This window comes from Winogradskyella flava (genome assembly GCF_014243395.1).
Lineage (GTDB): Bacteria > Bacteroidota > Bacteroidia > Flavobacteriales > Flavobacteriaceae > Winogradskyella > Winogradskyella flava.
Genome location: NZ_JACLCP010000001.1, coordinates 560602 through 573318 on the forward strand (window position 1 = coordinate 560602; position 12717 = coordinate 573318).

The 12717-nt window shown below is 35.9% G+C and carries 12 protein-coding genes; 10 read left to right on the forward strand and 2 right to left on the reverse strand.

The annotated features are described in order from the left end of the window. Nucleotides 1-99 precede the first annotated feature (99 nt). The 10 genes from H7F21_RS02480 (at nt 100) to H7F21_RS02525 (ending at nt 9239) form a co-directional block, all read left to right on the forward strand. Entirely contained in the window at nt 100-612 is a 513-nt protein-coding gene (locus H7F21_RS02480) for a YceI family protein (protein WP_185787649.1), read from the forward strand. Further along, complete coding sequence (locus tag H7F21_RS02485) at nt 612-1742, forward strand: NAD(P)/FAD-dependent oxidoreductase (protein WP_185787650.1); 1131 nt, start codon at nt 612-614, stop codon at nt 1740-1742. The genes H7F21_RS02480 and H7F21_RS02485 overlap by 1 nt, the downstream gene beginning before the upstream one ends. Continuing rightward, complete coding sequence (locus H7F21_RS02490) at nt 1742-2452, forward strand: methyltransferase domain-containing protein (protein WP_185787651.1); 711 nt, start codon at nt 1742-1744, stop codon at nt 2450-2452. The genes H7F21_RS02485 and H7F21_RS02490 overlap by 1 nt, the downstream gene beginning before the upstream one ends. Then, nucleotides 2453-3505 carry a type III polyketide synthase gene (locus H7F21_RS02495; RefSeq protein WP_185787652.1) on the forward strand — a complete coding sequence of 351 codons (1053 nt, stop codon included), beginning with the start codon at nt 2453-2455 and terminating at the stop codon, nt 3503-3505. A gap of 1 nt (nt 3506) precedes the next feature. Beyond that, a complete protein-coding gene (locus tag H7F21_RS02500) occupies nt 3507-4301 on the forward strand; it encodes an enoyl-ACP reductase FabI (protein WP_185787653.1) in 795 nt (264 codons plus the stop codon). Between the two features lies 1 nt (nt 4302). Next, complete coding sequence (locus tag H7F21_RS02505; protein WP_185787654.1) at nt 4303-4740, forward strand: 3-hydroxyacyl-ACP dehydratase FabZ family protein; 438 nt, start codon at nt 4303-4305, stop codon at nt 4738-4740. After that, on the forward strand, nt 4737-6011 hold the full coding sequence (locus H7F21_RS02510; protein ID WP_185787655.1) for a beta-ketoacyl-[acyl-carrier-protein] synthase family protein: 1275 nt from the start codon (nt 4737-4739) through the stop codon (nt 6009-6011). The genes H7F21_RS02505 and H7F21_RS02510 overlap by 4 nt, the downstream gene beginning before the upstream one ends. A gap of 179 nt (nt 6012-6190) precedes the next feature. Further along, nucleotides 6191-6442, forward strand: coding sequence for an acyl carrier protein (locus H7F21_RS02515; protein WP_185787656.1), 252 nt, complete (start codon nt 6191-6193; stop codon nt 6440-6442). Further along, on the forward strand, nt 6442-6984 hold the full coding sequence (locus tag H7F21_RS02520) for a 4'-phosphopantetheinyl transferase superfamily protein (RefSeq protein WP_185787657.1): 543 nt from the start codon (nt 6442-6444) through the stop codon (nt 6982-6984). Before H7F21_RS02515 ends, H7F21_RS02520 begins: the two co-directional genes overlap by 1 nt. Before the next feature lie 2 nt (nt 6985-6986). Then, entirely contained in the window at nt 6987-9239 is a 2253-nt protein-coding gene (locus tag H7F21_RS02525) for an efflux RND transporter permease subunit (RefSeq protein ID WP_185787658.1), read from the forward strand. Between the two features lie 3 nt (nt 9240-9242). On the opposite strand, the gene H7F21_RS02530 is transcribed toward H7F21_RS02525, so the two are convergent. Continuing rightward, nucleotides 9243-10154, reverse strand: coding sequence for an ABC transporter ATP-binding protein (locus H7F21_RS02530; RefSeq protein WP_185787659.1), 912 nt, complete (start codon nt 10152-10154; stop codon nt 9243-9245). Nucleotides 10155-10219: 65 nt separating this feature from the next. After that, nucleotides 10220-12709 carry an FG-GAP-like repeat-containing protein gene (locus H7F21_RS02535; protein WP_185787660.1) on the reverse strand — a complete coding sequence of 830 codons (2490 nt, stop codon included), beginning with the start codon at nt 12707-12709 and terminating at the stop codon, nt 10220-10222. Nucleotides 12710-12717 lie beyond the last annotated feature (8 nt).

Below are 12717 nucleotides of genomic sequence, written 5' to 3' on the forward strand. Positions count from 1 at the left end.
TTTTGACTTTTATTGATTTGTCGCTTTTATTATAGCAAATGACGTTTTTATTGCGTTCAATGATTAAATAATTCAGTAACTTCACAATAAAAATTAGTTATGAAAATACGATTTGTTGTTGTATTTCTGCTGTGTTTGTCTCTCACAGGTTTTGCTCAAAAATCTTCCGTAGATTTCGAAATAAAAAATGTTGGTATTACCGTCGATGGACATTTTAACACTTTTGTAATTAATGTTGAATTAGGCTCTAATGCAGAGCTAAAGACTATTTCAGGAAAAATCACAGCATCTTCAATTGAAACAGGAATCGATAGTAGAGACGAACATCTTTTGGAGGAGGATTACTTTCATGTAGAAAAGCATAAGTATATCACACTAAAAAGTACTTCAATTGCTAAGACCTCTCCATCAAAATATAGCGTAAAAGCAACCCTTTCCATTAAGGGAAAAACAAAAAGCATTACTATTCCTGTTATGATTCAAAAAGTCGATGGTGGCCATAAAATCACTTCTGACTTCGAAATTAATCGCCGCGACTTTGATGTTGGCGGAGGTAGTTTTGTAATGAGCAAAACGGTGAAAATCTATGTCACCCATTACCAAAAACTGTAATGCAACAACAACACTTTGATGTTATAATTATCGGTGGTGGACTTGCTGGCTTAACGAGCGCTATTCACTTATCACAATGTAATATTAGAGTCTTATTAATCGAAAAAAACAGTTATCCAAAACATAAAGTTTGTGGTGAATACGTGTCGAACGAGGTACTGCCTTATTTGAATTTTTTAGGTTTTAATCCTTTCGATTTTGGGGCGAAAAAAATCTCAAAATTTGAATTAACCACACATAACAACAAAAAGATTGAAGCAGAGCTACCGTTAGGCGGATTCGGAATGAGCCGATATGAAATGGATTTTCAGCTTTATCAATTGGCAATAAGGCAGGGTGTTCTAGTTACACAGGATTCTGTTGTTGATGTAACATTTGAAGATGATCAATTTCATATTCAAACCAAATCAAATCAACGTTTTACTTCAAAAATTACTGTTGGTGCTTTTGGAAAACGATCGAGTTTAGATGTTAAATTTCAACGCCGATTCATTGCCAAAAAATCGCCCTACCTAGGCGTGAAAATTCATGTATCAGGTAATTTCCCTGAAGATAAAGTAGCGCTTCACAATTTTAAAGGTGGTTATTGTGGAGTGTCTAAAGTGGAGAATAATCATATTAACTTATGTTACATCACCAATTATGACGCATTTAAAAGATATAAGGATATTGAAACATTTCAAGAGGAAGTGCTCTTTAAGAATTCAGCATTAAAGAATATGTTTCAGAAGTCAAATCCTGAATTTGTAAAACCACTAACCATCAGTCAAATTTCCTTTGAAACTAAAAACCCTATTGAGAACCATATGATAATGTGTGGTGATTCTGCGGGAATGATTCATCCACTCTGTGGAAATGGTATGGGAATGGCTATAAGAAGTGCGCAATTAGCATCTGAACTCATTATTGACTATCTTCAAAAGGAAATAAAAACGCGAGTAGAATTAGAACGTAAGTATAGCAAAAGCTGGAATAAAGCTTTCAGCTTCAGGTTAAAAGTTGGCCGTACTATTGCCTATTTATTCAGGCAAGATTGGTTGGCGCCAAAATTACTAGTAACTTTAAGAAAGTTACCATTTTTAGTGCCACTAATTATAACAATGACACACGGAAAACCAATAGAGATTTGATGAGTTTGTTTGTTGATACCACATACAGGAGCACTGCGACAGAAATCATGGACGATTTTTCCATGAAGGGCGAATTGCTTCGTGATACTTTAGATAAACTGGGCCAAATCAATAAATGGCTTGGTGGAAATCACGTCACATTAAATGGGCTAAAAGAATTACTTAAAGACCAACCAAAAGATAAAGCGTATACCATTATAGACTTGGGTTGTGGTCATGGTGACATATTAAGACTAATAGCAGATTATGGAAGACATCATAATTATTCATTTCATCTTATTGGGATTGATGCTAACCAAGACGCTATTAAATATGCCAACGAATTATCAAAAGACTATGGCGAACTAACGTTTAAAAACCTAGATATTTTTTCTAAAGACTTTGAAAATTTAGACTATGACATGGTGTTGTCTACCTTGTTTTTGCATCATTTTAATCAAAATGAAATCCATACACTTTTAAAAAAACTAACTGCAAAATCTAAGCTAGGCATCGTTATAAATGATTTACACCGTAATAAAATGGCTTATGGCTTATTTAAATTATTGGGTTTGGTAATTTCAAACCATATGATAGTACAAGATGGTTTGACCTCAATTTTAAGAGCATTTAAACGTGAGGAATTAGAAAGCATTTCAGAACAACTCAACCTTAAATCACAAATTCGTTGGAAATGGGCATTCCGCTACCAATGGCTAATTAAAACCTAAATGGCAGTAAGAATTACATCGGTTGCAAAGCAACTTCCAAAATACACCAGAGAAACCAAAGACATTCTTCCTTATGTCGAACTTTGGCTCGAAGGACAAGAAGAGCGTTTTAAGCGAAAGGTTCTGAAGATTTTCGAAAATGCTGCTGTTGATAAGCGCTATTCCATAATGGATGCTGAAGAGGTATTTTTAAAAACATCATTTGAAGAAAAAAATGATATTTACATACGAGAATCCGTAAAACTCGCAGAAAAAAGTCTACTAAAAGCGTTAGATAAGGCCAGTCTAGAACCAACAGATTTAGATTATATCATTACTGTAAGCTGCACAGGTATTATGATTCCATCATTAGACGCTTACTTAATAAATCGCCTTAAGCTAAAGCAGGATATTGTGCGTTTACCAGTTACTGAAATGGGGTGTGCAGCTGGAGTTTCAGGAATTTTGTATGCAAAGAACTTTTTGAAAGCGAATCCTAATAAACGTGCAGTGGTCATTGCTGTAGAATCACCAACGGCTACGTTCCAGCTCGATGATTATTCCATGGTAAATATCGTAAGCGCTGCTATCTTTGGTGATGGTTGCGCAAGTGTTATTTTATCATCTTATGAAGATGAGGTTGGTCCCGAAATTAAGGACGAAGCCATGTACCACTTTTACGATGCAGAACATATGATGGGATTTAAATTAAGGAATACAGGTTTACAAATGGTTTTAGATCAGTCAGTACCTCAGACCATAGCAGATCATTTTCCTAATATTATTCATCCATTTTTAGAAAAGAATGATTTAACCATTGCCGATATTGATCACTTAGTGTTTCATCCCGGAGGCAAAAAAATTGTTCAAACCGTTGAGGACTTATTTGGCGATTTAGGTAAGAACATTGATGATACAAAAGAAGTATTACGCTTATACGGGAACATGAGTAGCGCTACAGTACTTTATGTTTTAGAGCGCTTTTTGGATAGAAATTTACCTAAAGGCAACAAAGGCATTATGTTGAGTTTTGGACCTGGATTTTCAGCGCAGAGAATATTATTAGAGTGGTGATATGAAAGAATTTAAAGATAAAAATTACTGGGCTTTAATACTGGGAGGCAGTAGCGGTCTTGGTTTGGCGACAGCAAAAAAACTAGCCAAACATGGGATGAATATCTGCATCGTCCATCGTAACTCCAGAATGCAAGAGGAAATGATTCAAAATGAATTTGAAATAATCAAACGAGAAAATGTGGAGTTCAAATCCTTTAATACCGACGCTTTTAAACCTGAAAAGATTAAAGCGGTTATTGAAACGCTAAAAGCTGAATTTGGTAAAGAACAAAAAATAAGAATTCTAGTACATAGCGTTGCTAAGGGAAACTTAAAACCAATGGTTTCAACCGAAAAATCAGTTTTAAAGCATGACGATTTTGCGTTAACCATTAGCGCTATGAGCATCAGTCTGTACAATTGGACCAAAGCGCTTTACGAAGCTGATTTATTTAGGGAAGACTCAAGAATTATAAGTTTCACAAGTGAGGGCAATAGCAAAGCATGGCAAAATTACGCGGCAGTTTCTGCAGCGAAAGTTACACTCGAGGCCATTACTAGAAACATTGCCTTAGAATTTGCACCATATGGTATTAAGGCGAATTGCATTCAAGCAGGTGTAACAGACACATCATCTTTGCGTATGATTCCAGGAAGTGATCAGATTATAAAATATACATTGCAACGAAATCCTAATAAGCGTTTGACCTTGCCAGAAGACGTAGCGAACGCTGTATATTTATTAAGTAAAGATGAAGCATCCTGGATAACAGGAACAATAATTCCAGTAGATGGAGGAGAACATTTAAGTTAGAATGACCACATCGGAAATCATAGCACTATTACCCTACCAAAAACCATTTCTGTTTGTGGATGGTATTGATGCTATTTCAGAAGATGGAATAACTGGGTATTATAAATTTAAGTCAGATGAACCTTTTTACGATGGTCACTTTAAAAACAATCCATTGACACCAGGTGTAATTCTTACAGAATGTATGGCGCAAATAGGCTTGGTGTGCTTGGGCATATATTTATCGAAAGATGAGTTTAAAGAAAACTCCAACCCACAAATTGCCTTAACCTCACACGAAATGGATTTTTATTTACCGGTTTTGCCTGAAGAAAAAGTCATGGTGATTTCTGAAAAGGAAGTTTTTCGTTTTAACAAACTGAAGTGTAAAGTGAAAATGCTAAATGAAAAAGGAGAATTGGTAGCAAGAGGTCTAATTTCAGGAATGATGAAAACATGAAAAATAGAGTCGTCATAACAGGATTAGGCGTAGTTGCACCAAATGGTGTAGGTGTTCCTCAATTTACAGATGCACTAAAAAGCGGAACATCTGGAATTACTTTTCATCAAGAATTAGCCGACTTGAACTTCTCTTGTCAGATTGGAGGTATACCCAATGTTTCAGATGAATTAAAGTCAAAATATTTTACGGATTTACAGTTAAGAGGATTTAATAGTTCAGGTATCTTGTATGGTTGTATAGCAGGCATTGATGCATGGAAAGACGCTGGTTTTGATACGAATCCAGAAAGTGAATTAGATTACGATACAGGACTCATTTTCGGAACAGGTACGTCTGGTGTTGAGAAATTTCGTGAAGCTATTTATAAGTTGGATGACGGTAATGTCAGACGTTTAGGCAGTACGGTTGTATTACAAACCATGGCAAGTGGCGTCAGTGCGTATCTAAGTGGTATGTTGGGTTTGGGCAATCAGGTGACCACAAATTCTTCAGCATGCACCACAGGAACTGAAGCTGTATTAATGGGCTACGACCGAATCAAGTACGGAAAAGCAAAACGGATGTTGGTAGGCAGTTGTAGTGATCACGGTCCATATGTTTGGGGAGGCTTTGATGCCATGCGTGTCATGACCTATAAACACAATGATAATCCTGAAAATGGATCGCGCCCAATGAGTACTTCTGCATCAGGTTTTGTGCCCGGAAGTGGTGCAGGCGCTTTGGTTTTAGAATCTTTAGAAAGTGCATTAGCCCGTGGTGCAACAATTTATGCTGAGGTTTTAGGAGGAGAAGTTAATTCCGGAGGACAACGCCAAGGTGGAACACTAACTGCTCCCAATCCCGAGGTAGTAAAACGATGCATTAAAAATGCTTTGAAGAATTCAGAAATAGACTCAAATGAGATCGATGTCATTAATGGTCATCTTACGGCTACCTCTAAAGATACTCTTGAAATTGAGAATTGGACTAAGGCTTTAGAGAGAGAACATAGTGATTTTCCTTATATAAATTCCACCAAATCACTTATTGGTCATTGTTTGGCTGCCGCTGGCGCCATTGAATGTGTGGCAAGTGTTATTCAACTTAAGGAGCAATTTATTGCGCCGAATGGTAACTGTGAAGATTTACATCCAGATATTGAAAATTTGATAGATTCAAGTTGTATTCCAACAGAAAAAATTGACATGAAGTTTGATGTTATTGCTAAGGCGAGTTTTGGGTTTGGTGATGTTAATGCCTGTGTGATTTTTAAGCGATTTAAAGAATAATATTTTTTGTCACATCGAGTGTTTTTCTGAGGAACGAAGAAAAATGTATCGAGATGTTATGCACAAAAGGTTCTCGATACTATTTTCAATTTCATGAAATTGAAAATCACTCGAACTGATATTAACCTTTATTTTATTTAAGCGATTTATGACTTAACTTTACATTTCAAAATTGCACTATGAAAAAGGACGAATTAATTGCCAAATTAAAAACTATTATTGCACCTTATATTCAAGATGAGGAGGCTTTCAAAGACCTGTCAGAAGACACAGATTTTGTAAAGGACCTAAAAATAAACTCGGCTAATCTGGTCGATATTATATTAGACATTGAAGACGAGTTTGATATTCGCTTAGAAAACGAGGATATGGAGCAAATGCTAGATGTGAAATCTGCTATGGCAATTGTAAATTCTAAATTGGAAGCGTAGTGGTTGGCAATGACATTGTTGATCTAAAAGAAGCAGAAAAAGCTTCGAATTGGCAACGTCCAAGATGGTTAGATAAACTTTTTACGATCAGCGAAAAGCAATTGATTCATAATTCTGAAAATCCCTTTGTAATGGTTTGGCGCTTATGGAGTATGAAAGAAGCTGCTTATAAGCTCTTCATCCAAACAAACCCAAGTCGCTTTTATAATCCAAAAGGGTTTGAGTGCAGTATTAGTGATAATTCAGGCGTTATTGAATTCAAGGCTTTTAAATGTTTTGTCCAGACTAAAATCACATCAAACTATATCATTTCTGAAGCGCATTTAGAGCACCAAAAGCTGACTTCTGAAATTATGAAATTTACAACTGCTGATTATAATAAACAGAGCAAAGAATTAAAATCAAGACTTATGGAATTCGTTGGTAGATTGCATCATTTGAAGAAGAATGAATTCGGTGTTCCTACATTATACAATGGGAGAGAAGCATTAAATGTAAGCCTAACACATCATGGTTGTTATGGAGCTTATGCAATAGGATAATTATGAAACGATTGAAACGGCTGATACCAATTATCATAAAGTTTAGAATTGCAATTATTGCAGTTCTTGCCGTTTTAATGGCACTCTCAGGTCATCAAACGCTTAACAAGCTTAGTGTAGACAATTCATTGTCCATTTGGTTTTTGGAAGATGATCCTAGCTACAAAGCTTATATCGATTTTCAAGAAAACTTTGGGTCTGATGAGATTTTTATTGCCATGCTTCCTGTTGCAAATGCTATAGGTGAAGCAGAAGTGAACAAGTTACATGAACTACATCAATCTGTAGAAGCTTTGCCATATGTTAAAACAACCTTTAGTCTTGCCAAAGCTAAATATCCTCTCTATGCAAACGGCAATATAAGATTTGATGACCTATACAATTCAAGACGTAGTGAAAAAGGTTTAAAAAGCTTGTTTTCGAAACTGGAAAACATCACATCCCAATTGGTGACTAAGGATTATAAAAATCAATTGTTTTATATCCAAATGCAACCCACACCTACTATTGAGGAAGATCGTCAGGACATTGCTGTAGAGATTAAAAGTGTGATTGACCAAACTTATTCAGATTACTTTCTAACAGGTCCGCCAGTGTTGAATGAAGCTTACAGTAAAGGGATTTACAAAGAGAGTTTAATATTTGGGATTCTTACGGTTTTAGTAATTACGGTTTTACTGTTATTCTTATTGCCGAGTAAACGATATTTACTTATAGCACTTATTTCTGTTGCAGTGCCTGTTAGTTTACTGTTTGGCTTAATAACATCATTAGGATTTGCATTGAATATGATTTCCATGCTTATCCCAACGATTCTAATGGTGTATAGTGTTAGTGATGCCGTTCACATTATAAACATCTATCATAAAGAGGGCCTTGCAAACGGATCAATGTCTAAAGTAGATTTATTGGCGATTGCTATTCGGAAAAGTTTAACGCCATGCTTCTATACAACATTAACGACTCTTGTTGGGTATTTTGCACTCTACCTATCGCCATTGCCCGCATTTAAAAATATGGGAGTTTTTACTTGCATTGGGTTGGTGTTCAGTTTTTTATTGGTATATCTTATTACCATTATTGGTTTTAGTTTCATGAATTTAAACTTTAAAGAAGCCAAACCAATTTTAAGTTTTAAGACCTATTCTCAAACCAATTTTATTACTTGGCTAAATGGCTTTACAAGTCAATATAAGAACACTTTGATAATATCATTTACAGCAGTGCTGTTATTTGGAATCTATTCCATCTTTCAGGTGAAGATCGATACAAACTCTCGTGATCTATTGGCCGAAGGAAAAGCGAAGCAAGATCTTAGAGCAGTAGAAGTTGAGCTTGGTGGTAGCAATCGGTTACAATTAAATATTGCCACTAATGATGGTAGCGTAATTATAAGTAAAGAGGCGATTAGTAAATTAGAAGTCTTTCAGAATAATCTTGAGAGTAATCCCTTAATTTCCAATCCCGTTTCGGTAGTAACGATCAAATCCTTTTTAGAAAAACGAACTCCCGTGTTGTTTCAGTCGAATGTATCTGAAACCAAGCTCAAAAGTACATTAGAGGATGTGGATGCCAGTGAGAATAGTTTCTTTAAATTATTCTCTGAAGATTTATCTACAGCAGGTTTTACGTTGACACTTATGGAAATGAGAACCTCTGAACTAGAGCAAGTTCTTGATGAGATTAAGAAAGCCTTTGAATCTACATTTGATACAAATGACTATAACTTAAAAATCAATGGATTTGCGGTGGTATTTTCACAATTAAACAACTTCATATTAGAGACTCAATTCAAATCCTTTTTCGCTGCATTTTTTGTGGCATTTCTATGCCTTTGGATTTTCATAAAAAATCTGAGAACAACCATTTTGGTATTAGTTCCAAATATTTTGCCACTGGCTATCTTGGCTATTTTTATGAGTTTATTGGATATTCCATTGGATGTCACCACAGCCATGATTACACCAATCATGTTGGGTATAGCCATGGATGATACCATTCATCTTGTACATAAATACAGACGAAGCAAATACATTACAGGTTCTCCAAATGATCGTATGAATAATGCTATGCACTATACGGGCAGTGCATTAATATCTACGACCATTGCATTGGTTGGAGGGTTTTTAATTATAGCCTCTAGCGCTACACCATCAGTTAAGGATTTTGGATTGCTTTGTGCTGTTACGGTAGCTATTGCCTTGATTACGGATATTTTTTATCTACCGGCTTTGTTGAAGAAGTTTGATAAGTAAAAATTACCTTTCAATCTTAAGGTATATTTCGGATGCTATTTCAAGCGAATCTTTATGTTCAATAAAAATGAAATCTGAATTATACTTAGCTTCTATTAACCAAGAATTTCCATTAAAATAACATTGCTTGACAATAGCTTTTAAATCTGAACGCTCTACAATCTTGAGCTGATGTGCATAGTAGATTTGGTCATCAATAATAGAAAACTCTTCAAAAAAAGACGCTACCAAGGGAAGTTTAGGATGTTTATATAAGTTTTGAGGTGTGTCTTTGGCAATAATTCTTTTATCGTGAAGCACAATCATTTGGTCTGCAAATCCAAGTACATCATTTTTGTCGTGACTCGCCACCACACAAGTTATGTTTTGCTCTTTAAGATGCTTAAATACGCTGCGTCTCAATGATTGCTTTTTAAAGTTGTCGATGTGGCTAAACGGTTCGTCCAATAATAAAATTTCAGGTTGTTTGGCTAAAGCTCTGGCTATGGCGACACGCTGTTTTTGACCACCACTCAAATTTTTGACTTTAGTTTTAGAAAAAGTTTCAAGTTCAACAACTTTTAGGAGTTCTGTAGTCCGTTGCGCTTTTTCTTCTGGATAAAAACGTGATAAGTGCTTACCTATGTTTTCTTCGACTGAAATGTAGGGCATCAAATCGAATTCCTGAGATACATATTTCATAAAATCATAGCCAACGACGAGGTTATGTTTTGGTCCGAGAATTTGGGTGTCTTTCCAAAAAATTTCACCTTGGTCTAAATCGTATTCACCATAAATGAGTTTTAAAAGGGTGCTTTTGCCAGATCCACTTTCGCCAATAATGGCAAGGTTTGCTCCAGTACTGATATTAAAACTAATATCCTTTAAAACCAAATTACTAGTGTAACTAAAAGAAGCATTTTTTATAACAAGCATAGTTCAAAAATACCATAAAAAAACCGCTTGATTTCTCAAACGGTTTTAAACATTTTCAGATGAATTTATCTCTTAATGAATTTACGTTTCATAGTTTTTCCGTAAGACTCAAGCCTCAAGAAGTAAATACCACTTTCTAAATAAGAAACGTCAAGTGTATTTGTGTATAACTTATGGCTAATCACTCGCTTTCCATTAATATCAAAAACTGTAGCAATTTTATCAGTTAAATCGGCTGATGTTTCTATGGTTAGAACATCATCGACTGGATTAGGATAAATAACCATATCATTCAATGTTTCATCTTCAATACTTAAGAAAGAACCTTCGACAATATTATGTGTTGTATTAATAGTAGGATTTGGAATAACATCTACAATACCAGATGGCCAATAAATTGTTATACTCTGTATTACAGTATCAGATCCAATACCAAAATGGGTATTTAAACTACTCATAAACTCAAAACCTTCACCACTTCTAACATCTCTTATTTGGGTTCCAGAAGCTGTTACCAGCTCCACACGAGCGCCAATACCATTGCCGTTACTCACATTACCAACTGTATTAATTTTAATCCAATTGTTAGAGTTAGTGTTGTTTACGTAAATCTGTCCACTACGAAACACATCTAAAAACCCATCATTATTGCTATCTCCTATGGCGCCAGTTGGAGGCACATTAGTTGAGAAATTTGTAAATGTTAAGTCCCCATTGTTGAATAAGATGTCACCATTTGATAGAATATCCACGTAGCCATCGTTATCAAAATCTGCTGGAGCATTTTCAATTCCAAGCTGCGCAGCCAGTACTCCAGAACCGGCAGTGACGTCCGTAAATGTACCATCACCGTTATTACGCATTAATTTAGAGTTTCCGTTTGATGTACTACTTGCGCCTACATACACATCCATATCTCCATCATTGTCAAAATCTGCCCAAGCAGAAGACCATGTTTGCACATTATCACCTAGATTTGAAGAATTGTTATGGCCCGCTCCAGGGTAATTAGTATTATACCAACCATTGCTATCTGCAACGTTTACAAATACACCATTGCCATCATTTCTCCACAATTCGTTTGTACTTATCGTTGTGGATCCACCGCGACACTTGGCAATAAATAAGTCCATGTCTCTGTCATTATCAAAGTCTATCCAAACAGTTCCGTAGTTTCCACCACCAGGTGTTAAACCGAGACCATTTGGGACAACTCCAGTGCTTTCACCTTGGTAAAAAGTTAAGCCACCTGAGCCATCATTAATATAATAAACGTTAGCCTGTACATCGTGACAAACAAAAGCATCGAGATTTCCATCGTTATTTATATCCACAAAGTTTGAACGTTGTGAGAACACATATTCGGATCCAGAAATTTCCGTGTATGCTGTACCCATTGCATTGGCCTGCATAAAAGTTACACCACTACCAGAACCATATAAGAGATCGTTATAGCCGTTCTTGTCAAAATCACCGGCAGCTAAACTCCATGTTGGTAAATTGTCAGCAGAAGACGTCGTAATATCCACCTCATTAAAGCCTCCACTAGCTAGTTGATAGTGAATATTAATATTTGTTGAACCAACAGAAACCACATCATCTAAGAAATCACCGTTAAGATCTACTAAAGCAATATCATAAGTCTCTGAGGTATTTATTGGGTTAGTAGTAAATGTAACCGGATAGCTTAAGATATCTTCACCGGTGGTAAAACTAATCGAAGACCATTCGCTGTAACCATCTACTAAACAATCAGCTCTTACATAGGCAATGTAGTCTGTTTGTTGTGCCAAGGAAGAGAAGTTAAACGTTGTATTTGATGTTACGTTACCTGAGGAAGGTGGTGCTTCAAAAGAAAGTCTAAGGGCGACTTCCCAAGATGTTTCTGTACTTCCAATATTCCAGTTTATTTGTGCGCTATTGGCTGTAACATTGCTCGCAGCTAAATTTGAAATAGTTGGACAAGCAGGAGGAACAACAGATGTAAGTGAGGGGGAGTCGATACAAAAACCCCAACCGAAAGAAGTGTTATCGTCATAAGCTAAGCGATATCTAAAATTTTGCAATTGATTGCTTGTAAACGAAGCTACATTTAGAATTTCACTTGTGTAAGCACCTGGTGTAGGAATACAAAAATCATCATCAATATCAGAATTATCTGGAATTAAATTTCCCCAATTTTGCCATTCGCCATTTGTGCCAGCATCAGCATCCCAGTACTGCAGACTTAATGTTTCTGATTGAAAAATATTATAAACGTATTGAAATGAGACCACAAGATCAGTTTCATTAGCACCAATAGCCGCAGAAATATCTATTGTTGGCGATTCGGCAGCTACATTGTTGATTGAAGAACCTCCAGCATCATCATCATTAAATGAAAATGAAGATGACCCGCCAGCTATTGTCGGATTCGCATCTAGATGATCTAAATCATAAGTTCCGGTTAGCGTCCAGTCTACGCTTGGCCAATTCGCTGGCTCATTTATTACTTGCGCTTCAACAATAAAGGTTGCAAAAGCAAAGATAAATGCGGTTAGTAATGTTTTTTTCATAGTATTTA